17 protein-coding genes are annotated in these 23307 nt (G+C 48.4%); 1 reads left to right on the forward strand and 16 read right to left on the reverse strand.

Going from position 1 to position 23307, the window contains the following annotated elements; genetic code table 11:
* Nucleotides 1-95 precede the first annotated feature (95 nt).
* The 11 genes from DFQ01_RS28575 to DFQ01_RS28625 form a co-directional block, all read right to left on the reverse strand.
* Complete coding sequence (locus DFQ01_RS28575) at nt 96-536, reverse strand: apurinic/apyrimidinic endonuclease family protein (RefSeq protein ID WP_110047345.1); 441 nt, start codon at nt 534-536, stop codon at nt 96-98.
* A gap of 72 nt (nt 537-608) precedes the next feature.
* Entirely contained in the window at nt 609-1094 is a 486-nt protein-coding gene (locus tag DFQ01_RS28580) for a DUF2798 domain-containing protein (protein WP_110047346.1), read from the reverse strand.
* Between the two features lie 171 nt (nt 1095-1265).
* On the reverse strand, nt 1266-2672 hold the full coding sequence (locus DFQ01_RS28585; protein ID WP_110047347.1) for a glycoside-pentoside-hexuronide (GPH):cation symporter: 1407 nt from the start codon (nt 2670-2672) through the stop codon (nt 1266-1268).
* A 55-nt stretch (nt 2673-2727) separates the two neighbouring features.
* Nucleotides 2728-3807 carry a Gfo/Idh/MocA family protein gene (locus DFQ01_RS28590; RefSeq protein ID WP_110047348.1) on the reverse strand — a complete coding sequence of 360 codons (1080 nt, stop codon included), beginning with the start codon at nt 3805-3807 and terminating at the stop codon, nt 2728-2730.
* 4 nt (nt 3808-3811) lie between these two features.
* Nucleotides 3812-4618 carry a sugar phosphate isomerase/epimerase family protein gene (locus DFQ01_RS28595; RefSeq protein WP_110047349.1) on the reverse strand — a complete coding sequence of 269 codons (807 nt, stop codon included), beginning with the start codon at nt 4616-4618 and terminating at the stop codon, nt 3812-3814.
* Between the two features lie 61 nt (nt 4619-4679).
* Nucleotides 4680-5648, reverse strand: coding sequence for a sugar phosphate isomerase/epimerase family protein (locus tag DFQ01_RS28600; protein ID WP_110047350.1), 969 nt, complete (start codon nt 5646-5648; stop codon nt 4680-4682).
* A gap of 33 nt (nt 5649-5681) precedes the next feature.
* A complete protein-coding gene (locus DFQ01_RS28605) occupies nt 5682-6779 on the reverse strand; it encodes a Gfo/Idh/MocA family protein (RefSeq protein WP_110047351.1) in 1098 nt (365 codons plus the stop codon).
* Between the two features lie 200 nt (nt 6780-6979).
* Nucleotides 6980-7621, reverse strand: coding sequence for a TetR/AcrR family transcriptional regulator (locus DFQ01_RS28610; protein WP_110047352.1), 642 nt, complete (start codon nt 7619-7621; stop codon nt 6980-6982).
* A gap of 291 nt (nt 7622-7912) precedes the next feature.
* Entirely contained in the window at nt 7913-8947 is a 1035-nt protein-coding gene (locus DFQ01_RS28615) for an ABC transporter substrate-binding protein (RefSeq protein WP_110047353.1), read from the reverse strand.
* 47 nt (nt 8948-8994) lie between these two features.
* The gene (locus DFQ01_RS28620; RefSeq protein ID WP_110047354.1) at nt 8995-9594 is read right to left on the reverse strand and encodes a hypothetical protein; all 600 of its coding nucleotides are present in this window, start codon (nt 9592-9594) and stop codon (nt 8995-8997) included.
* A 161-nt stretch (nt 9595-9755) separates the two neighbouring features.
* The gene (locus tag DFQ01_RS28625; RefSeq protein ID WP_174812641.1) at nt 9756-14072 is read right to left on the reverse strand and encodes an S-layer homology domain-containing protein; all 4317 of its coding nucleotides are present in this window, start codon (nt 14070-14072) and stop codon (nt 9756-9758) included.
* Nucleotides 14073-14345: 273 nt separating this feature from the next.
* On the opposite strand from DFQ01_RS28625, the gene DFQ01_RS28630 reads away from it, so the two are divergent.
* On the forward strand, nt 14346-15230 hold the full coding sequence (locus DFQ01_RS28630) for an AraC family transcriptional regulator (protein WP_174812640.1): 885 nt from the start codon (nt 14346-14348) through the stop codon (nt 15228-15230).
* 67 nt (nt 15231-15297) lie between these two features.
* Here DFQ01_RS28630 and DFQ01_RS28635 read toward each other — a convergent pair whose 3' ends face one another.
* The 5 genes from DFQ01_RS28635 to DFQ01_RS28655 form a co-directional block, all read right to left on the reverse strand.
* Nucleotides 15298-16449, reverse strand: a complete 1152-nt coding sequence (locus DFQ01_RS28635) for a glycoside hydrolase family 88 protein (protein ID WP_110047357.1) — start codon at nt 16447-16449, stop codon at nt 15298-15300.
* 161 nt (nt 16450-16610) lie between these two features.
* A complete protein-coding gene (locus DFQ01_RS28640; protein ID WP_110047358.1) occupies nt 16611-18212 on the reverse strand; it encodes a hypothetical protein in 1602 nt (533 codons plus the stop codon).
* Nucleotides 18213-18247: 35 nt separating this feature from the next.
* Entirely contained in the window at nt 18248-19837 is a 1590-nt protein-coding gene (locus DFQ01_RS28645; RefSeq protein ID WP_110047359.1) for a response regulator, read from the reverse strand.
* Complete coding sequence (locus tag DFQ01_RS28650) at nt 19834-21612, reverse strand: sensor histidine kinase (protein WP_110047360.1); 1779 nt, start codon at nt 21610-21612, stop codon at nt 19834-19836. Before DFQ01_RS28650 ends, DFQ01_RS28645 begins: the two co-directional genes overlap by 4 nt.
* A gap of 94 nt (nt 21613-21706) precedes the next feature.
* A complete protein-coding gene (locus DFQ01_RS28655; protein WP_110047361.1) occupies nt 21707-23278 on the reverse strand; it encodes a glycoside hydrolase family 43 protein in 1572 nt (523 codons plus the stop codon).
* Between the last annotated feature and the right edge of the window lie 29 nt (nt 23279-23307).

The following is a 23307-nucleotide window of genomic DNA, read 5'->3' on the forward strand; positions in this document are numbered from 1 at the left end:
AACGCAGCACCTTCCAAGATGCTATGTATTCACAGCACAACAGTTTTTTAGAGGCCTCCTGGTAAAGGTGGCCTCCATTAGAGAGTGACATTTTCTCAGACGATTGACAGCGCCATGGCGACATCATACTTCTCCGCATAAGGCAGACATCTGGAGATGATCTCATAAGGCGATTTGGACACGAGCCGCACGACCTTGCACCCCAGCTTATTCGCGTGCTTGAGCTCATTAATCATCATCTCAATACATTCAGCGTCCGTAAGCTTGCGATTTTTGTATAAGGAGGTGTTAATGAAGATATCATTACAAGCAGGTTCGAGATGATAAGTATTCATCCAACCATGCCACTTCTCATAGAAGCTCTCCTCTGGAAAAGGGCTGCCGTGAATCATTTGATCGCCAATGATTTCAACGCCTTTAGCCCCCATCTTGCTAGTTGCTGCAATGCAGTCTTCGAGTGTCATCTTCTTATAGAGATACTCTTCTTGAAAGCTATATAAGCTGACACTTCTCTTCACATTGTGTTCTTGGCCCATCGTGCATCCATCCTTCTTGGGTATGAATTGTAAAGCTCCTATTTAAAGTCCCTTCCTATTGAGGAGAGAGATTTAAACCGTTTCTTGGTTCGTTTCCGTCCTAACGGGCAAAGGAAACATCATGTGGAATAGCTTTCTTATTAACGGGGAAACAACAAAGATCTGAATAGGCAGGGCGACGATCAAGTTACGAACGATCCCTAACGCATACAGACTTGCAAATTGTCCCTCCGCGTGCTCATTCACCATTAGACCGTAAGCGGTCATGCCCAACACCATCCCTACTACCATCAGCACTGACATCAGCCACGGCTTGCGTTTGGGACTCGTGATCCTAGGGGCATATTTGAAAAACAAGGGCTTTGCGATTCGAACCACGATCAACATCTCCCATAGGATCGCCACGCACAAGGTCGGGATGAAGCCGGTCCAATATGCATGCAGCATCGTATCCGTCAGTCCATCGTTTAATACGGCGTTGTACAAACTCATGATCAGGACCATGCTGCAGCACATCATGATCGTAAAGATCAAATTCTGCTTTCTCGTTCTCCCCATAAGAAACTCCTTTGCCTTGCTTGATTCCAATGTCAACTTAGAAATTAACTATCATTTAACCATTAACAATTAGTTAACTTCTAGGCCAGAATAACACATGCCTAGTTCAATAACAAGCATAAATTCATTCATGCTCACGATCAAAGAAGACATCCGGATACACCCATGCAGCTACTTCAAAGCTGCTCGTTTCATCTCCAGCTCACGGACCACCTGCGGGTGAATCGCATCCAATCGGTAGAACGATACCGCGATAATTTGCAGCACGCTACAGAAGATCGGCACCGCATAATATAACACATTGATCGACGAAACAGCTTGCGATGTAATATTAGCCGCATCGTAACCTGTGAAGGCCAATACGTACCCAACGGCAGAACCGCCGATAGCCATCCCTACCTTGGTCGCGAAGCTGTATCCCGCATAAAGCGTGCCTTCGCATCGCTTATCGAACTTCCATTCGTTATAGTCGACCGCGTTAGCCGTCATGCCGAAGACGGACCCACCGTTAATGCCTGCGAATATGTTGCCAAAGACCCAACAGAAAACAAACGCAGGCATATTGTCTTTAAACAATGGCATGCACGCGATTGAAACAATATAAATCACACAAGCAATGATATTGCCGTTCCGATGGCCGAACTTGCGCAGGAACACAGGCGCCAAAGGCGATGCAATCAGAATCGATACATATTGTGCCGGAAGCAAGATGGATATCATATGCGGGTTGTGAAGCACGTGAATGCAGAAAAATATCGTGATCGCGACAACAGCGCCAATTTTGATAAACATAAACAAAGTAAATGCAATCGTAGACACCCACGGCCCGTTGTTAAACGCTCTCTTATAAGTCTCCAGCAAACCGCCTTTCTGCTTCTTCACATCTTGATTGGCAAATTCAATGTAACGCTCTTTGCAGTTCTTATAGACGAAGAAGAACAAGATCACTCCACAGACCGCAAACAAGGCAGAGGTCAGTTGGTACCCACGTTTCTCTTCGCCTCCCCCTAGAAATTCAACCAATGGAGAGGTACATGCAGTAACGATGATACTGCCAAGCGCCATTCCGAGAATACGATAGCTGGACAGCTGGTTTTTCTCTTCAGAGCTTCTCGTCATCAAGGGCATCAAAGCGCCGTAGGGAACGTTGACGAGCGAATAGAGAATGCCGCAAAAAACATACGTAATGCAAGCGTATACAATTTTGCCCGTTGTGGAGATGTCAGGACTGCTGAACGTGAGTACGAGCATAACAGCGAGAGGAACAATGCCAAAGAGAATATAGGGCCGGGTACGTCCAAAGCGCGTATTCGTCCGGTCCACCATGTTACCAATGACAGGGTCGATGACAGCGTCTAATATTCGAGCAACAAGCATGATCGTACCCGTGGCGACAGCCGGGATTAAAGCCACATCCGTATAGAAGTAGAGTAGAAAGCTGCCAATGATGCCCCACATCAGGTTAGAAGCCATATCGCCAAACCCGTAGCTCATTTTCTCCAAAAGTTTCAGCTTTCCCACCCCTTGGTTGTATCCTGCGGCCGTCGTCACTTTATCGACTGTTACACTTGTTTGCATCTTGCTTCCTCCTAAGAGTGATATCGCTTACAAAAGCTGCAATGAATGATTGCACCTAAATGACACACATGCTGTGCCGAAAGCTTACCGGCGATTGTTCGTTTGCGCTTTGATAGAACGCATCTATAATCTCTGCCAAATACAATCCATCCTCGGCCGGTGCAATCAGCTTTTGTCCGTTATGTGTGATGTAATCAACAAAGTGCTGAAACTCATTAGCGAGCTTCAAATTCGGGTTTAACTTCAACTTCGGCGTTATATCCATACAGACACCGCCATACTCTCCAAACAGTTTTAATTCGCCATTCACAAGGGTTGCACCGCCCTTGGTGCCTAACAATTCAACATAGTAACGATCCTGCTCGATGTTAGATGCCCAGCTGAAATCGAATGCAACGGACGCTCCATTCACTAAGCTTAAATAGCCGGATGCAGAGTCCTCTACGTTGAAGATCCCGCCTTCAACACCTTTGTACCCGTTACGGTTTCGTGAAGTGGTGTGTACAAAATTCTGATGCGTGCTGCCAACAATAAATGAAGGTTCTGGCTTACCCATCAAATAGAGCGCAAGATCCAAATAATGCGCACCTAAGTCAATCATGACGCCTCCGCCAGCCAGCGACCGATTCGTAAACCACGTGCCCCTGCCCGGAATGCCGCTCCTTCTCACCCAACCAGCTTTGGCGCTATAGATATGGCCTAAATTATCTTCATCAATCCATCGCTTCAGCAGCACAGCTTCATTCGTAAACCGGTTGTTCAAGCCTATCATTAATTGGCTTCCTGATTGTTCGGTTGCTCTCAAGATCGAGCGTGCTTCCTCCGCGTTCATACTGAGCGGCTTCTCACAATGGACATGGACACCGTATTGAAGCGCATAGATCGCAATCTCCGCATGTAGATAATTTGGCGTTACTATGCTTACCAGATCAAGCTGTTCCGTCTGAATCATTTCTTTATAGTCGGTATACACCTTCTCTACGCCATGTCTCTCTGCCATCTGGGCAGCCTTCTCGCGAACAACGTCGCAGATAGCCACGACTTCTACATTTAAGACATTCTTATAGCCTTGAATATGTTTCTTCTCTGCATTGCCCCCTGCGCCGATCAGCGCATATCTTAACGTTTTATTCATATCATCACCCCATGCTGAATGACTGTTCTAGCAGTAGTTGTTTGAAATAAGCGACGGAGTAATCAATTCCCTTCGAATCCAGTTCAGCCGGCAGTGCCGACTTTCGCGGTTCAATGCTAAGTCCACCTTTATAACCTGCAGCTCGGAGAAGACCCAAGAACGATCGCCAATCCGTCTGATCAAGTCCTGCAGGCGGTTCGTCAACCTTCTGTCCGTGAAGGACAAGAGATCCTTTGAGATGCACGTGATAGAACCGGTGTCCCCAATTGAACGTCTCCTCCAAGTAGTTCCCACCGCTGAAGCGCGCATGTGAAGGGTCGTATTTGATACCGAGATCAGGAAGATGCCCATGCACGATGTTCCAGATTTCAGGTGTATTAACGAAGTTCACTTTCCGGCAGTTATACGTGGACACTTTGACGTTCTTAGGCGCCGCATAAGCAAGCAATTGTTCGAAGAACCGGATTGCGGCTGTGCAATTGTCGTACAACGACAGCTGCTCCACATAGTTGCAGCCTGCTACAAAACTCGGACAATTCAATTCACTTGCCACATCAATCAATTGGAAGCAGCGCTCCAATTCATCTGGAAGAATCGCTCCCTTATCGTCGATCCGGAGGGATTTCCAACGTCCAATTGATTCAATGTTGATCTGGTACTTATCCCGCCATTCCATAAGTTCACTGCGCATCTGATAAAAGGCTCCCACATCGTCGCCTTCGTTGATGCACAATTCCAAGAAGTGAAGTCCTCTGTGCTGTGCCATTTGAAAGCTCTCTTCCAAGGCGGGTGCAATAATGCCTAGCTTCATACGCCCCCACTCCTCTCACTCGTTATTAGTGGAGGAGAATGGGATTCTCCCCCGTCTTGCGCTACGCCCACCACATCTCTGAAGCAGGCTCTTTGATCATGATTTGCTTCAGATTCTCGACAGCTTTCGTGAAGCCTTCGTCTACAGACATTAAGCCATCTTCATGCTCGATACTGATTACATAGTCGTATCCAACTAAGCGCAGCGCTGCGATAATATCCGACCAAGTCTTCAGATCATGGCCGAAGCCAACCGATCGGAAGTTCCACGCTCGATCCAGCAGCTGCGTGTATGCTTGCATATCCGTAACGCCGTGCTGATTGACGTTATTCGTATCAAAGCAGGTGTCTTTCGCATGAAAATAATGCAGCGCCTGCTCCTTGCCTAATAGTCGAACCGCTTGAACAGGATCTATTCCTTGCCACCACATATGACTTGGATCAAGATTAGCACCAATGACTTCCCCGACATGGGATCGCAGCTTCAGAAGTGTTGCTGGCGAATGAACAGAGAAGCCACCGTGCATCTCTAGCGCTATCTTCGCTCCTTGTCGCTTAGCATATTCACCGGTTCGAATCCAATAGGGAATTACTTTGTTCTCCCACTGCCAGGTTAGCAGCTCACCATATTCATTCGGCCAAGGCGCAACCGGCCAATTGGGATACTTCGCATCATCCGAATCGCCAGGACAACCTGAGAAACCAACGACAACGGGAGCCTCCAGCATATTGGCAAGATCGAGCGTACGTACAAAATCGTCATGAAAACTTTGCGCAATATGGGACTGAGGGTGCAAAGGGTTACCGTGGCAGCTTAACGCGCTAATCGCAAGCCCTCGCGAATCAAACATTTTTTTGAACTCCCGTAATTTCCCCGCATCAGCCAACAGTTCTGCTGGATTGCAATGATGATTGCCGGGATATCCGCCTGTTCCTAGCTCGACTGCATCGAGCCCTTTGTCCGCTATATAATCCAAGGCTTGCGCCAGCGGGAGTTGTTGAAACAATACAGAGAAAACACCTAGTTTCATATACAAGCCTCTTCCCTAGTTAGATCGCCAGTTCTAGAAGAATACAGGTTCGCCTGTCTCAGCGGATTTGTATATCGCTTCGAGAATTTGAGTGACGACATACGCTTCTTCCGGTTTCACAAGCGGCTCCTTGTCATTCAGCAGCGCATCTACCCACATGCGAGCCTCAACATCATTCGCACGCTGGCTTGCTCCAGCAAAATATGCCACGCCGCCCCCATTCGAAGGTGCCGTCTCCACCAGTTGACCGTGTTGTGCTGTGTTGTAGACTACATAGCCTTGGTCCATGAATGCTTTGCCTCGCATCTCCGCGCCTGCCTTCGTTCCGCACAAGGTAACCTGCGCTTCCTTGGCGTCCAGCACATTAAGCGCCCATGCGGCTTCCAGATAGATCGTTGCACCGTTCTCCATCTTGATGTAGCCGAATGCAGAGTCTTCTACCTCGAACGTTTCCGGGTCCCAAGGACCAAACAAGTTGCCCATTGGGTTGTCCTTCAGCTTCTGATACGTCGAACCGACAACCATCTTCGGCTTGTAATTGTTCATGTTCCACAAGGTTAGGTCCAATGCGTGGGTACCGATATCAATCAATGGGCCTCCACCTTGCTTCGACTTATCCGGGAACACGCCCCATGTCGGAACAGCCTTCCGGCGGACGGCATGGGCTTTGGCAAAATAAATCTCGCCCAACTCATCGTTCTCACATGCCTCATGAAGCGCAAGCGAATCAACACGGAAACGGTTCTGGTAGCCGATCGTCAGCTTCTTGCCCGTTCGTTTGGCCGCTTCGATCATGGCCAATGCCTCTTCGCTGTTAATCGCCATAGGCTTCTCGCACATCACATGCTTACCTGCTTCAAGTGCATCGATGGTAATAAAGGAGTGCGAAATGTTTGGTGTAAGAACATGAACAACGTCAATCGATTGATCCTTCAGCAGCTCTTTGTAATCGGTATAGACACCTGCACCTTCAATGCCGTATTGGCTTGCCGCTTTCTGTGCCCGCTCCTCGATAATATCGCAGAAAGCAACGAGTTCTACCTGCTGTGCAAGTGCAGCTAATGCTGGAAAATGCTTTTGGTTTGCGATGCCGCCGCAGCCGATAAATCCAAATCTCAATTTGTTCGCCATGTAATATGCCTCCCGATGATAAATGATTGAGTCCATAACCAATAGATAGCTATTAACTTTTATATAACCGTTAACTATCAGTTAACCTCTTGCATTTAAAATACCAAATCCCTTGATTCAATGCAAGCGTTTTTTCAGGCAAAACAAAAAAGAGACTAAGTTCGTTATTCACGAACCTAGCCCCTTCGTAAGCTTGTTTATTATCTTGCTCTTAGGTAATCCATGATCATCTGACTTGAGAACGCCGTAATATCTTGAATAATGGAGCCGTGTTCCTCCTCCAGTATCTTACCTCTAGAGGCAACGCGCTGCATTAAACTGATTACCATTTCCAGAATTGTGATGACGGCTAATTCGACCGGTAAATCGGAGCGAATGGAACCATCCTGAACACCTTTCCTGATGTAATCTTTCAGCAAATTACCGAAGCCCGCCTCCACGACAACATCATGATAGGCTGCTTTGAGCGTTTCTGTCGGATATTGATTGCTGTAAATATGGTCGAAAAACCCAATGAATTTCAAATAGTCGGGATGGGTGAACAGTAGATTGTTCCAGGTATCCAAGTAATTACGAATGCTCCCGAGTCCAGTCTCTTCCTCTTTCGAGTTCTGAACCATAAACTCCGTTACTTGGCCGAGAATTTTGATCTGGATCGCGAAGATCAAGTCATCCATCGAGTTGAAACATTTATAAAATGTCACTTTACTTAAGTTTGCTCGTTCGCACACTTCTTTATGTCCAACCTTCGAGAAGTTATTCTCAAGCAGAACCTCTTGCCCCGCAGCAATAAACTCTTCCCGATTACGTGTACGGACGTCCTTATGCCAATCGGTTAACACAACTACATCTACTTCCTTCCAACTTTGAAATGTATATTAACAGTTAACCATTAATTACCCCTTAACCATTAACCAAATCGTATCATAGTTGTGACCACAATTGCAAAGCACGAGGAAGTTGAAATACCGAACCATTGAGCTAGACTGTTCTTCTTATTGGCTACACAACGCATGAAGTTTATGATCCAGTTCAAGCGCCAGATCATCAAGCGTCTTCTTAACATCGGTACCCTCAAACAAGATTTGCGCTAGAGCCTTGTTCACGGCATCATCTAGTAATTGAAACTTTTCTCAGACCGCTAAAGGAAGTTGTACAGCTTTTGAGAGCTCGGACAGAATCGCATTACGCATAGGATCACGATCATGGCCAACTTCCGAGTACACGGAACGAAGAGCCGCAATGGATCCTTCTGTTACTAGTCGTGTCAACTCATTGCTTGTACACGTCAATTCTTGAAGGAAAGACCATGCCAATTCAGCGTTAGCGGTTGTCGCAGTGATACTGAATCCGCATACCCACGGCTCGTTGACCGCTTGACCTTTGTGAAATTGCGGTAATGCCGCAATACCAAGATCGTCTTGGAGATGAGGCTGAAGTTCGTGCAGCATGTTGTAATAATCTAATATGATCCCGACATCATTCCGCAGAAAATCGCCATTCGCGAAGTATTCTTGAGTCTCCCTCGCAACTTGGTGTTTGCGAACAAGGTCAACGGCCCATTGTACCGCTTGTACGGCTTGCGGGCTATTCGTATAACCGGATGCTCTGCTCCCATCAGGGGACAACCAATCCGTACCGGCAGTTAGTAAGAGCAGGCCCATATACTCGCGCTGGAACGATATTCTCGCCGCATAACGATTCTCACCTTCGCTAACATTTGATTCTTGAAGACGAATCGCAATCTCTTCAAAATCACCCCATGTCCAATCTTCTGCCGGATACGGAATGCCCGCCTTGTCGAACCAACTTTTATTGTAGAAGATACCTTTCATCGCAGCACTGATCGGCAATACGGCGATCTGCTCTCCATGCTCGATTAGACGGAATATCGACGGGTGAAACAGACTTATTAATTGTGGATTGCATTCTATTAATGGACGCAGATCAAGCAATCGGCCATCCCTCATGCAGTCGAAAATATCCCGATTGAACAATTGTACAAGATCAGCACTGGATTCACCCGTGTATAGATTTGCTCGGATCTCAGCATTGGGAACAATTGCTACGGTTACTGTAACACCTGGATTCATTTCCTCGAATCGGCGCGCTATCGCTTCTACTGCTTCTTTCTGCCATGGCTCATCAAGATGAACGACTAATTCCAATGAAAATCCCCACCATTTCTCGAATTAATGTGTTTGTATAACAATATTTAATCCACACGGATGATTATTTCCTTACTAGTTGGTTCATTCTTATGCGGTCTAGCAAACTCTCTGAAGGTGAGCACAGTCCCCGTAAGATTATCAGGCAATGGCGGAGAAACGACGTAGGTGAAGGATAAATAACCAGCGCCGCCTCCCCCTGTATCCATACGACATTCATACCCCTCACCCAGGTCCAGCTCGAAGTGATTTCTCCTCTTCGAATGGTTCAATTCGTCCGTTACATCCCATTCCATATAAAACGTTATTACACTCGCGTTGCTATATTGTCGTACTCCATTTACTGTATAGAACTTGCCATCATGCTCCACTGATGTGAGAACCGGAATATGCTTTCGAAACTCGATTGGCTCAATAACTGGCTTGTACCAGCGTTCGCCATAAATGGTGCCAAAAATTGATTTCAAAAACTCTGCTTCAAATTCATATTCAGCAGCCCACTTCTCGATGTACGCAAAAGGCGGGTAGCCCGGATCTTGGTCAGCGAGCACTTTGCGCTGCTTCAGCAAGCTGCATATTTGTTCATCAATCGAAATAACTCGTTCATCATAATGCTTTGTGGGGCGTTCATATGGCAACCGTTTCATTGCGAACCTCCATTCATACAAATCCGATATTGAGTCATTGAGAATCCATATTTTCCTATTTCGACAAACACTCCCATATTCCTTGCTAATCCAAATCTATCATGGTCCAAACGATAAAAAACGGACCCTCAAAGGTCCGTTTTCTACTTCTATTCACTTACCTATTCATGGTCCATGCCCAGTACTCGAATCATTCTTGCGAAGACGGCGGCTACCTCGGCGCGCGAAGCATTCACTTGTGGTTCGAATCGATCGTCACCTTTGCCGTTAATGATTCCTGCCGCTGCGATAGCCGCTACCGCCTCGCTTGCCCAAGCACTTACATTACCACTATCGACAAACGTGGCGTTCGTTGATGCTGGCAGCTTATATCCTTTACTTACAGCGTAGTTATACAACATGACCGCCATTTGTTCTCGCGTGATGTTCCCATTCGGATCAAACTTGCCTTGTCCTGTTCCATTGATGATGCCGCTCTTAGCCGCCCAGGTCACAGCGCCTGTATACCAATGCTGCTCCGGTACGTCAATAAACACCGACTCGGTATAATCGCTAAGATCTGTACCTTCTAAGTTAGCCAGTACTTGAGCGAACATCGCCCGTGTCATCGATACGTTCGGACTGAAAGTGTTAACACTTGTCCCCTTGAACAGGCCTAGAGACGAAACGAAGGCAATATTGTTGGCTGCCCAATGAGAAGATGGTACATCGTTGAAAGCTAGTTCGTAATAGTTCGTACTGCCGTTGCTGCCAGTATTCCCGTTGTTTTCGTTGTTACCCGTGTTCTCGTTGCCACCTGTTTCTCCGTTATTCCCGTTGTTATTGCCGTTCTCGGTTTCCCCTGATGTCGAAGAAGATGGAATAATTACGCCAGCCGAGGATACAGGCATGGCCTTCACTACAGCTGCCTCACTATTGCCTGTGCTGTTCACGGCTCTAACTTTGAAGGTGTACGTTACACCATTCGTTAGTCCATTGAAGGTATGACCGATGTCGGTTGCCGCATCCATCCATGTCGAGCCATTATCTCGGGATACCTCGTACTTCGTAATCGATGCCCCACCGTCGCTGCCAGGAGCTTTCCACGCGAGGGTTACTTTCTTATCGCCTGGTACTGCTGTCAGCTCAGTTGGTGCTCCTGGAACAGTAGGAACCGGGATTCCACGAAGCGCTACCTCCTCTGTGTTGTACATGAAGATCAGTCTTTCGTTCGTCGTTACATCCGGCGTGTCTTTTACGTCCGACTGTTTCTTGATGCCAAGTCGAAGAGTCAGCACACTATCGTTTCCAGATCCGCTTACGTACTGATAGACGATTCGGTTGTCATACTTCGGCGACACTAAGAAATAGGGACCAACGCCCGTGGATTGCAGGACGAATTTCTCGTTGTCTCCAATCTCAACCGCATCCGCTTTCATGATGTTGTAGTCGCCAACCTGATCCTCTTTGACCGAAAGATAAGTATTGGTGCTTACCACACGGATCGAATAGGTGCCATCGTCATTCGTTACTAATTGATAGAACGGAGCATCCTGCTTCATTACGCTGGTCACGAGTTCACCGTTAGCATCGATATCAAAGTAAGAATTCAACGTCTCTGCGACGCGCTGACCGTCAACGGTGCTCCAATTCCGCTGATAGAGAGGCTCCCATCTCGTTCGCAGCTGGAAATAAGGTCCGTTTGCTGTCAATGGCTCACCGTTATAGAACGTCAATGTACCGAAGTTCAGATTGTCAAAATGAACCATCGCCTGCGGTCGAGCGGCGGCAGCAGCCCTCGCCGTCCATGTCATATCTACGCCGCTAACCTTCGAGTAAAGCGCGAGTCCCTGCTCGAATACAGGCCGCAGCTCGCCTCGGTTAAGGCCGTTGCTATCTCGGTCGAAGCCCGCTCCATAATAGCCTCTTGTTGTGTCGGCGAATACGTTCGGCATTGCTACGAAAGGCAAATCCTCCCCGTAAAGCTCCTTGGAATAAAGGTTGTATTTAGCCAAATACTCGAAAGCCTTAGCAAGTCGGTTATTGTACAGGGAGTACAAATCCTCGTCCTGGTTGTTTGCGATTAAGCAAATTTCCGCCATATATCCGATGGCCAACATAGCATGCGCCTGATCTCGACCGGTCTCCATCGTTTGTCCCGAATCATTGACATAAGCGAAGATAGAACCGTTCACATGAATGTCTTGATACAGAGCCATCGCCCGATCGAATAGATCAGCATTGTCGCCAAGCACGCCAATCGATATCATCGAAACAATAGCGGCCACGTCCCAGTTGCCGTTCGCAATCATCGGAACGGCTGCGTCTTGAATGACAGGGTATACGACGTTGATCATCATATCTTGAAGTGCTTTGAAGTCCTCAGCGCTGTACTCGCTGTAGCCGCCATTATAATACTTGATGATTTCCGCTGCGTTCGCATATTTGTAAGCATTGATGCCCGCACCCAGAATTCGGTCTCGACCATCAATCACTTTCAGACTCTTCGCCCATTTATTAAGAATGTCTACTGCGCGCGCAGCGAATGTATCGTCTCCTGTGATTACCCATTGCAGTGCGTTGAAATATGCAGCATTGCCGCCTTTCTCGAAATAACCGATATAAGCGGAATCCGACGGAGCGCCTCCTCGTCCCACATTCGAGAAGACGGTTGTCTCATAGTCTGGGCTGGCGACATCGTAAGGAACCGTGTTCAGCAGCCGCTCGTAATCCGAATACCAAGGTTCCTCCTTCGCTTGAACATGCTGCTTCATCCGATTCAAATCCTCTGTCGTATGAAGGATGCCCGGATGGCTGAAGATACGAACGTTCACATCGCTGTTCACTTCATATCCGCTGCCGATATAGGCAACGTTGTACTTATGAACCCCGACGCTCAAGTCTGAACGTGTTACGCGCATCAATCCATCCGCATAAACGATACCTACGCTGTTCCCATCGATGCTATAATGTGCAGCATTCGTATCGCCATTCACTGGCTTCCAGAACAGTTCCACATCGTCTCCCGATACTTGCTGGCTGACTTCTAACTGATCTTGGTCCGTTACTTCTTCCCAGTAGAACCGGTATTCGTTATTCAGAGCAGCCAACCCGCTGCTCTGCATCGCATCATCTGTCATCGTCACATTAAATGTATTGAAGTTCTGATCGTCACGCATTGTAGACAGATGTGACCATATCCGATAATAATCCGAGTTCACGTAATGGTCGACGTAGAAGCGTTCGTTCCAGTTCGGAATCGTGGCTGAAGCTTTGATCTCGAACGTACGGTCTGTGCTCGTTCCATTTTGATCACCGCTAAGGATGTTGTAGTAATGATGGGTATTGCTTAGAAACTGTTCCGCCGTAAAATAGTTCTGGATCGATAAGTACTTGTTATTCACCAAGCTCTTGATCGAATAAGTCGTCCTCGTCGCACCGACCTCCGGTTCCGAGTGGTCTACCGTAGCGAAATAGTCCAGGACGTACAGCGCGAATGCTGAAGCTTGCGCTGCATCCGTTGTGAGCGACAATTTCTCAGTGACAGGGTCAACCTTTACATACCTGCCTTCACTGTTCTTCATCTTGAAGATCTTAGATGCCGTCTGGCTATTGTTGAAATAGTTCCCCATGTCTGGTCCTGCAATCTTGGAAGGAAGCTCGATCCCGTCCAGGTTGTCCATTGCCGATTGCAGCGATAGCAAAGCAAGGTTCACTTCCTCCTGGGTCACGCTGCTCATGCTAACCTGCTTCGCTTGATTCAGCGCTCCAGCCAGCACCGACCAGCTGTCTGCTGTATAATCACCTTGTTTCAGCTGTTCCGTTTGAGCAATGAGTGTGTTCAGTGCCGTCTTGTCTGTTCCATCGCTCACAATTGGATTACCAAGAGTAACTGCCAGGGATGGACCCGTGTATCCCGATGTATTCCTGGAGGCATACAGCTCGCTGGCCGATATGGTGCTATCGTTCACCTGCGACGTCGTCAGATGAATGCTGATAACTTTCCTGCCACTGCTAAGAGCGGATTGAAAGATGGTCGACAAATCGATCGATACGTTTTCTTCCCCGTTAGAGGTCACTTGCTGAGTTACGATAGGAGAATCCACCATATCATTCGGACGAGCGTTGTAGGTGAGGTTGTTTACTGTCCATTCGGTATTCGTATCTTGAAGCGTCGATTCGCTCTCTGTAAATACGAGCTCATTTGGCGAGTGCGATTTTCTGAAGTTCAATACCATCTGCATCTCGTCAATCTTATAGCGATCTGTATCGATGGAGGACAGATCAAACTTAAGATACGCGTGCCGGAATTTCCCGTAGATCAGCTTATTTGCATTCAAAGTAATCCCAACGCTGTCTCCCTGCCCATTAAAATTAGAAACAAACGCGTCCTGCGTCGCCGGGAAGTTACCCGTTTCAGCCGCGGCTGCTGCATTGCCCGAGCCTTTGAGGAAGGCTAAGTCGGATATACAAACAAGCGTCAGACATAATAGCACCATTAAAGCTCTTCTAAAAATCCTGTTCATGCCTGCTCCCCTTTCAGATTTCGATCTGCATTGTAACCGCTATCAAAATCGGGCGCGCCCCTGAACAATAGCGATTATGACGAAGAAGAACTTCCTCTCGCTATAAGATTAACAACACTTTCCTATGGGATGAATGAAGTTTTTTAAGCTTCATATGCAGGTTATTTAAGAAGTTCCTTCATCATCGATTACCGCTGCATGGTTCATTGCTATACTAAGGGTAGAAGAGATTCCCTTACGGAGGTCATGATGAACTACCTATTCGAGCCTGTCCAGATGCACAATAAACCACTCGTATACGGTCCTACTACCCGCTCCACGGCTTCTTATCCGGGGTTTTATCATTGGCACCAGTGCTGTGAGATTCTATTCATTCACCAAGGCAGCGGTTTTGTCATCGTCAATCAGAAAACGTATGAAATGCGACCGGGGATGATGTTCTTCTTCCAGCCCTTTCAGCTGCATAAAATCTACGCCAGCGTAAGCGAAAATACGCCTTATGTGCGGACGATGATGTTTTTTGACCCGCATTACTTCAATCAAGCGCTGCATCCTTTCCGAGCTCGGCATGCGATATTCGAACGTCTATGGAGGAGCGCACAGCCAATCGAACCAATTGATCTTCAGTTTCGGCTAGCATGGATGGAACAAGTGTTTACGATGTACGATGACAGATGTGCTGTCGGTAAAGGGATAAACGCCGAGGAAGACATGATCATGCTGCTGCTGCACATTCTCGAGGCTGCATCAGACACTGAACTGGGTCGACAGCAAAATAAAGGAGCTGGGATCGAAGTTCGACCTTTCTCATATGCCGAACAGATCATGAGCTGGGTGGAGGAGCATTATGCGGAGGACATTCATTTGGAGGATATTGCACAGCGGCTTCATCTTTCAAAATCTTACGTATCTCGTCTGTTTCAACAAGAGACGGGCGGCAACCTTTCGGAATACATCACGGCTAGGCGCATAAAGCAGGCATGCCGTCTACTGCAGAATTCTTCTCATGCCGTCGAACGAATCTCCGAAGAAGTCGGGTATCCGAACGTCTCTTATTTCATCCGACTGTTCAAGAAAGTAGTCGGAACGACGCCGCTAAAGTACCGCAGCGCCGCCAGACAACAAGAATAAGTAGAGAGCGTCCTCGATGAACAATCGCTATCAAGGCGCCCTCTCTTCCTATATCAATCCGTCCAAATTACCACAGATACAAATCATTGCCCTTAAGCTTGAAGATTGCTTCCATGAAGTAATAGTCGCCATAAATAATAGCATGATGATGCGTTGATGCATGATAGGCGCCGGTTCCATACTGAACGATAGCGTCCGACGCTTCCGTCCAGTCACTGCGTTTGTCGATCGCCTTCAACAGTTTGACCGCTGCATCGATATAGAGGCGTCGTTCATGCTCGCCCACAACCTTCGCAATCTCGATCAGACCGCATGCTGCGATCGCGCCTGCTGTATCGTCCTCCAGCCTCGGCTCCGCTGGTTGCCTGAAATCGACGGGAATAACGCCATCCTCCGGCATGTTGGCAATGAAATAATGCGCGATACGTTTAGCCGTCTGCAAGTACTCATCCTTCTGCGTCCGAATGTAGCTCATCATGAAGCCATACAATCCCCATGTTTGTCCCCGCGTCCAAGACGAACCTTCCTCATAGCCTTGTCCGCCGTATGTGCGAACCACGCCGCCATGCTCGGGGTCGAACTCTACGATATGATGAACCGAACCGTCCGGTCGAACGAATGCGTCCATCGCCGTGTCCGCATGCTTTATTGCGATTTGCTTATAACGAGGATCTCCCGTCTCTTGCGACGCCCAGTAGAGCAGCGGAATATTGAGCATGCAGTCGATAATCGCCCAGCCCCTCGTATCGCCTTCATCCAGGTCATTCCATGCCCGAATGAATCCGCCAGCGAGATTAAACCGTCCAGCCAGCAAACTCGCTGCATGCAAGGCACGCTTACGCGATTGTGGATTGCCTGTCACGCGATAATTCGCTACGCTCGTTGGCAGCCACATAAAGCCGACATCGTGGTGAAGTCCGTAAAACTGCTCGAAGCATCGATCCAGCTTTTCCTCCGAAATTGCCGCGATTTCCTTGTACTTCGCATTGCCGGTCTCATGATGCATGAGCCACATCATGCCGCCCCAGAAGCCATTAGTCCACCAGTTGATGCCATCGGCTTCTGTACCGCTAGGATTATCAACGGCACGGTCGTCGAACGTTCCGTTGACCGTTGTATAAGGAATTTTATGTTTCGATTTGTCGCTGACCCATTCCATCTTCGTCTTCAGCTTGTCGATCACTTCCTGCAGCCACGCTTGATCATTCGCTTGCAACATGTTTTATTACCCTCTCTCTTGTCGGTCTACTATTCGCAATTGCTGCGCTTTCAATAATTCGATTATAGCTCGTCGCATCGAACCAAAGTTGCCGTTTCCAAGCTAGAAATGTTCCTTTATTGCACTCTATTGACGTCAAAAAAAGAGCATGAAGCGCTGCTTCATGCTCTGCGAACGACGTGACCTTGCTCGTCGATCGATAAGGAGACTTCGTCGCCGCCAATCGTAACGTAACTGGCTGACAGACGATCCTCAGCTAGCTCCCATTGGGGCTGCCTTTGTTCCATCACTGCTGTGAAATCCTCAAATGTATGGATAGCGTAGTCGGAAGCCGTAGACTTCTCTATCACCTCAACGACATATCCGTTTCCTAGCGCATGACCTTGACTACGAAGTTCAACATAATGCCTAAGCGCAGTAAGCGATAGCTGCCCTGGCATGAAGACCGCTATGTATAGATGCTGAAGCTCTACATAAGCACGATTATTATCCTTCAGCACCCAACTCCCTTTCGGCAGGACGCCAACAATAGGACGGAGCGAGTCATCCTGGCCATACAGACCCATAACCGTATGCTTATGATAGAACATCTCGCCGGCGCTGCCTTCATGCCGCGGATCACCCTCATTGTATCCATCACCTGGCGTGAACAAGTATAGCCGGTTTGCACCTTCCGTATCGGATAAGGGCAGTGTAACCTCCCAACGGTGCTGCTCGTTATCGAATTCCGATACTCTCTCCAGCAAGCCGCCCGTCGCTGCGTGCTGCGTTCGATAAATCGACTGTCGCAGCGGCACTTCACTTACAGCTGGAGTGATCGTATATCGCAACGATCTTGGCTCGCGATTCAACGCCTTCTGACGAACGGCTTCCGATGCTTCATAGTGGAGAATTCCAGCGAACTCCACCCGCAGCAGCGGCTTCGGCAGCTCGAAATCGCCGAATTGCACATAATCGAATGCAACGTTCTGCTCTCTCGGGAGATCTACCGGCAAGCTCCGCATTCGTCCGCCGATCCACGCGCCATTCAAGTAATGGTCTGCCCGATAGTTCCACAGCAGCTCTAGCAAACTAGCAAGCTCGTTCTTAACTTCGCTGTCTTCCATATAAAGAAAAGCACAGGTCAACGATTGCATCCAGTGCCAGAACCAAGGAAGTGCGCCGTATTCGGCCATACCTTCCTTTTGCACACGCTGGATGGTTAGCCTTAGATCATCTCTGCCTGCTGCTAGCAGCTCCGAATCCTGATAGCGAGTTCCGAATAAGAGCTTCAAGGATGTGTACTTCGCCTCATGATGGGAGAACGTTTTCTGCGGCTGACGATAGAACCCGCTCTTGTACATCGCCTCCATTGCTCGCTCGAACATCGTCGCCAGCTCTTCAGTCATCTGAAGTTCGTAGCGGTCATGCCAATACACCATCAAACAACCCATGAGCTCCGCCGGCAGCGTGTTCTTCTCTGCCGACTTAGGATCCTCTCCAAGATGGAGCGGCCAATGTCCCAACGTCGGGCTATCCGGCTGTTGGTCCTGCAGCGATAGTACGTTCATGAATACGGAGCTTGCCAAATTCAGCGCTGCTTCTCTGTCGAATGATAACGTCAGCTTCTTGTCTATTGCTGCTGCGAACAGATAGGCTGCGTCATAGAAGTTGTTGCGAATATCATGATGATGCCACAGCCCACTGCTCTTAAGCGGTCTTGCCCATGCTTCTTCTGCCATCTGAAGGACCACTAGGTCCATCCGTTCTGCCAACGATTTCATCTGTCGCTCCCCCAACTCCGTCAACTGTTTGGCCGCTACGATTTCTCGCTCCCTTGTGTACGAAACTCCTGCGGCAGCTTTCCATAATGCTTCTTGAACATATCGCTGAACTGCCGAGCATTGTTATAGCCTACTTCTTCCGCTATTTGATACACCATCAATTCCGTCTGAAGGAGCAGCTTAACTGCCTGCTTCATTCGAACCTCGGTCAAATATTGCTTGAAGTTCATCCGGGTATGCTTCTTGAAGAAGCTGCTGAAGTAGTACGGATTCATAAAGATTCGGGAGGCTACGCCTTCGAGCGTAATGTTCTCCCTATAATGATTATCGATATATGCCTTAATCGTTGTGAGCTGCTGAGCATCCTTGCCTCCCGTCCCCAGTCGTGCTAAGATGCCTTCTGCAACCATTAGCAAATACGCCTTTACTTGCGCGAACTTCGTGAAGCTCTGCATCGCATCGAAATGCTGCTGAAGTTCAATCTCATCCAGCACAATGCCAATCTCCGCTAAACCTTCAGCCCACTCCGTAATGGTCCCATATGCAGCAATCAGCGTCTTCTCTCTGCTGCCGCTGGAATGCCCTTCAATCCTCTCGAATAACGTCTCGCATGCCGCTTGCATGAGTGATCGATCCTTCTTCAGAAACGTTTGAAGAACCTGGCTTCTCGCTTCACCAAGCTCTCTGGCGGATACTTGGCTTTCTCCCGTCACTTCCGTCCAACGGATGAAGGTACCATTGTCGACATAAAAGCTCCGATTCAATGCTTCAACAGCAGTCTGATATGAGCTTCGTATCCCTCTGATGCCTAACTGCTCCTTCCCGATGCCGATCGACAAGGTGATCTTCAGGAAGCTCTTCGCATGCCGGATAATCTCAGAGGCCAGCTCTGAAATGGAAGTCTCCTGATTATGATTGATAATGACACAGATCCGATCTCCTTTGCGGAGAAGAATGCCGGCAGAATGCCGCGTCATCAGCTCCTCGGCCATGTTGCTGATCGCAAAGAGGAGAAGACGCTTCTCATGCTCGCCCCAACGGTTATCGGCTTGATTCAGTTCAGGCTCCAGTATCATGACCGTAAAGAAATCAAAGGCGCATCCTGCATCCAGCATGCGCAGCTTCTCTTCGGCTTCTTCCATTCGGATGTCGCCATCGATCAGACGGTCAAACAGCTCTTCTAGCTGTGTCTTGCGATCCTTGTGCTCATAAATGGCTAATTTATTTTTATTGTGCAGCTCATCGGACTCTTCTTGCAAGAGTGACAAAGCACGCTGAACAGCCGACAGCAGCAGCTCTTTCTCGATTGGCTTTACCAAATAGTCAACCGCGCCTAACGCCAAAGCTTCCTTCGCATACGAGAAATCCTGATACGCGCTAATGAATATGACCTTCGTATGGAAGCCTGATCGTCCGATCTCCTTAAGCACGTCAATTCCCGTACCATCCGGCATGCTGATATCCGTAACCACGAGCGAAGGGCGCTCCTGCTGTACCAATTCTAGAAGACCTCGCCCTGTCCAAGCCTCTCCGACAATGCGGATGCCAAGCTCCTCCCAAGGAAGCAGCTTCCTTAATCCTTTAATAATGATCGGCTCATCGTCTGCGATGATGACGTTAATCATTGCCCGTTCCCCCGCTCTCTGTATGGAAGATGCAACCGTATGGAGGTTCCGATATTCGGGGTGCTGTTAATGTGAACACCATAATCCAAGCCGTATAGCGCGGTTATTCGATCATGCACATTTTTGATCCCGATGCCGCCGTTTCCGCTTTCCTGCGGAATCGTTCCCTGCAGCTTCGCCCTTAGCTGCTCCAGCTTGTCCTTATCCATCCCGATCCCGTCATCGTCGACAGTAATGACTAGCATATCTTTCTCAAGATCAGCAGCAAGTCGAATGGTCCCTTTGCTTGTCTTTGGCATAATCCCATGATAGATCGCATTCTCGACTAACGGTTGAATCGACAGCTTCGGTATCGAGCAGCCCAGCAGCTCGCCATTCATTCGCATATCCATCGCTAGTCGATGCTCTCCGTAACGGAGCTCCATCAATTTGAAGTACTGCTCGATATTTTCTTTTTCATCCAACAGGGAGACGGTCTCTTCCCCGTAATCCAGCACATATTTCAATTGACGCGAGAGCGAGAGGATCATATCCGCCACTTCATCATCATCGTTGGCTACCGCACTCATTCGAATGACTTCCAACGTGTTGTATAGATAATGAGGACGAATCTGACTCTTCAGCGCAGTGAGCTCCGCTTGCTTTTGTTTGATCTGAGCCACATATACCTCGTCGATATAGTTCTTTAACCGGTCGGTCATCTTATTGAAGCCCCGCGCCAGCATCCCGATCTCGTCAGGCGTTCGAACCTGCACTTGCGCATCGAAATCGCCGGACTCTACTTTCGTCATGTGGCGGATAATGATTCGAATGGGATTAGACAGGTTGTTGGAGAACCATACGGCTACAAGGATAAGCGACAGCGTAGATAATAAAATGACGAAAGCAATCGTGCCTTTAATCCCGTTGAGTTTGCTGAACAATTCATCCTTGTTCACTTCGCCGATCACTCGCCAGTGCGCATTCGGCAAATCCTGTGTCACATATTGATACTCTTCCGAATTCGAAGCATGGAAGCTTTGCCCGATTCGGTCATCTTGGTTGCTGTATAAGATCCAGCCGTTCTGATCGACGACGTACATGCCATCGTGCGGGTCAATCGTCAATCGATTGAAGATATCTTCAAACGCATCCAACGTAATATCCATGTACAAGCTGCCTACAATTTTCCCTTCCAAGCTGTCACTGCTGACGACATCGATCAGATTGCGTGCAAAAGTCAGAACCGATGTTCCTGAGCTCAGATAGTAGTCTTGATGATGCGTCGGAATCATGATCAATTGATTGGGCTGTTCCATGAGCGCTTGGCGCCACGCTGGAAGCGGGAAGTTGGAGCGGATATCTATGCTGCCGCCAATCCGGTTCATATCACGGTAGCTGCCATTTGGATATACGAAAGCAGCGCTGCGAATATGAACATCGGTAGCAATAACGGTCTCGAGCAAATCGTCCACTGCCGACGTTACCTCATCGTAGTCATTAGAGGCTCCCTCGCCAATTCGTTTGGCTAACTGCCCGAAGCCGCCTTGTTGACCATAAGAGTACATCAGTTTCGAAATATTATTATATTTCTTATACAAATCATCCACGTTATTGCTTGCATTCATGACCATTTGCTCGAAGTTATTAATGGAGTATCGCTCCATATAATTGCCGAACGTGTTGAGCGAGAAGAAGCTTACGACGAGCAGCGGGATTAACCCGACGATGATGAAGGAGAATGCAAACTTGGCGAAAATGCTTTTGCGAAGTCTGTTCAGTTTGAATGCACTCAATGGTCGTACCCCTCCTTCATCGCTCTTGCTGCTGGCGTAAGCCCAGGCTCGTATTTTCTATCATAACATGTCTGGATTTGCCATGCTTAAGCGCTTAATTGAATTCCCGATATGTGAAATAATCAAAGTCCGCATGAAGCTTCGTTCCGTTCAAGTCCTGCACACAAACGCCTGCAAATGCACCTGTGAAAGACAGCTTGTTCTTGTATTCGTCCGCGAGCAGTCCCGTATACAAGTCAGGGCCGATGCCCTTCCAATCCGAGCCGTCCAACGAGTAGCTGAAGCGCACCTTATCCATATCGAAAGTTGCTTTCATATATATACGCTGGCAGCCATTCACGTCGACTGACGTCAGTTGATCCGACTGCCCTTGATCGCTAATCATAAGAGCCAGATGCTTGCCGAGCTCCTCATCATGACTGATCCGCAAATAGTAATGATCCTGATCATCGTAATACAGCACGAGCCCGGCCATCTGATTGAAATTCGAAGGCTCGAACTCCACGCAAGTTTCCACCTCGCAGCGGAAGCTCTGAACACGCCGAGCGGCCATGCTCTGGCGATGGAGCGAATACAGTGATTCCCGCCCCCGAAGGCGCAAATACCCCGACCGTTCCGTCAAGCTCAGCCACGATGGATCGGCAGGCGTACGCAGGGTATGCCAATGAACGTTAAGCTCGGTTCCGTCGAAATCATCCCGCTCCGGTTCTTGCGCGAATGGATGCATCGGAAGTGACGGCGCAGCAACTTGAAGCTCTGGCAGCCTGCCGCCTGACGCTAGTCGAAGCCAGCCGTCTTCGGTCCATTCCATCCGTTGTATCGCCGTCTCTCGACCAAGAGGACTAAGTCCGCTTCCGTCCGGCAGCTGTCTGCTGCAAATATGCACCATGTACCATTCGCCGTTCTGCGTTTCGATAAGAGAGCCATGACCGGCCTTTTGCAGCGGATGGGCAGGATGCCCTTTTGTCGTCATGATGGGATATTCGGGATCTACTTCATACGGTCCATCCACCGACCTTGAACGGAGCAGCGTTGCCGCATGATTGATCCCCGTACCGCCTTCTGCTACGAGCAAATAATAATAACCGTCCTTCCTATACACCATCGGACCTTCCGTAACCCCGATATCCGTCCCTTGCGCAACCAGCTTCACCGGACCGATCAGCTTCTGCTCGCTTGGGTCATACTCCTGCATGATAATACCTGCAAATCGGTTCTTGCCTTTGCGAAAATCCCACTGCATATTAAACAGATACTTCCGCCCGTCTGCATCATGGAACAAGAAATGATCAAAGCCGCTTGCATTGAGATAAATCGGCTCAGACCATGGACCTTCAATGGATGGCGCCGTTACGACATAGTTATGAAGATCCTTATATACGCCTTTACGTCCTACAACGTTCGTAAAGCACAAATAATAAGTTCCGTTATCATAGCTTAGGGATGGTGCCCAAATGCCGCCGGAGCTTGGAACCCCAACTAGGTCAAGCTGGCTTGTGCGGGTCAGCACACGCGTCAGCGGTCTCCAATTCGCGAGATCCTTCGAATGATGGATCGTAACGCCTGGGAACCATTCGAACGTAGAAGTGGCGATATAGTAATCATCCCCCACTCGAATGGCCGATGCATCTGGATTGAAACCTCGTAATATAGGATTATGAATCATGGCATTGATCTCCTTCTGATTGTTAATGT

This window comes from Paenibacillus cellulosilyticus, from assembly GCF_003182255.1.
GTDB classification, from domain to species: Bacteria; Bacillota; Bacilli; order Paenibacillales; family Paenibacillaceae; genus Paenibacillus_T; species Paenibacillus_T cellulosilyticus.

What these genes read in the sequence shown, in the direction of transcription:
- DFQ01_RS28575 (WP_110047345.1), bottom strand. Translation starts at nt 536, where the DNA reads ATGGGCCAAGAACACAATGTGAAGAGAAGTGTCAGCTTATATAGCTTT.
- DFQ01_RS28580 (WP_110047346.1), bottom strand. Translation starts at nt 1,094, where the DNA reads ATGGGGAGAACGAGAAAGCAGAATTTGATCTTTACGATCATGATGTGC.
- DFQ01_RS28585 (WP_110047347.1), bottom strand. Translation starts at nt 2,672, where the DNA reads ATGCAAACAAGTGTAACAGTCGATAAAGTGACGACGGCCGCAGGATAC.
- DFQ01_RS28590 (WP_110047348.1), bottom strand. Translation starts at nt 3,807, where the DNA reads ATGAATAAAACGTTAAGATATGCGCTGATCGGCGCAGGGGGCAATGCA.
- DFQ01_RS28595 (WP_110047349.1), bottom strand. Translation starts at nt 4,618, where the DNA reads ATGAAGCTAGGCATTATTGCACCCGCCTTGGAAGAGAGCTTTCAAATG.
- DFQ01_RS28600 (WP_110047350.1), bottom strand. Translation starts at nt 5,648, where the DNA reads ATGAAACTAGGTGTTTTCTCTGTATTGTTTCAACAACTCCCGCTGGCG.
- DFQ01_RS28605 (WP_110047351.1), bottom strand. Translation starts at nt 6,779, where the DNA reads ATGGCGAACAAATTGAGATTTGGATTTATCGGCTGCGGCGGCATCGCA.
- DFQ01_RS28620 (WP_110047354.1), bottom strand. Translation starts at nt 9,594, where the DNA reads ATGAAACGGTTGCCATATGAACGCCCCACAAAGCATTATGATGAACGA.
- DFQ01_RS28625 (WP_174812641.1), bottom strand. Translation starts at nt 14,072, where the DNA reads ATGGTGCTATTATGTCTGACGCTTGTTTGTATATCCGACTTAGCCTTC.
- DFQ01_RS28630 (WP_174812640.1), top strand. Translation starts at nt 14,346, where the DNA reads ATGATGAACTACCTATTCGAGCCTGTCCAGATGCACAATAAACCACTC.
- DFQ01_RS28635 (WP_110047357.1), bottom strand. Translation starts at nt 16,449, where the DNA reads ATGTTGCAAGCGAATGATCAAGCGTGGCTGCAGGAAGTGATCGACAAG.
- DFQ01_RS28640 (WP_110047358.1), bottom strand. Translation starts at nt 18,212, where the DNA reads ATGAAATCGTTGGCAGAACGGATGGACCTAGTGGTCCTTCAGATGGCA.
- DFQ01_RS28645 (WP_110047359.1), bottom strand. Translation starts at nt 19,837, where the DNA reads ATGATTAACGTCATCATCGCAGACGATGAGCCGATCATTATTAAAGGA.
- DFQ01_RS28655 (WP_110047361.1), bottom strand. Translation starts at nt 23,278, where the DNA reads ATGATTCATAATCCTATATTACGAGGTTTCAATCCAGATGCATCGGCC.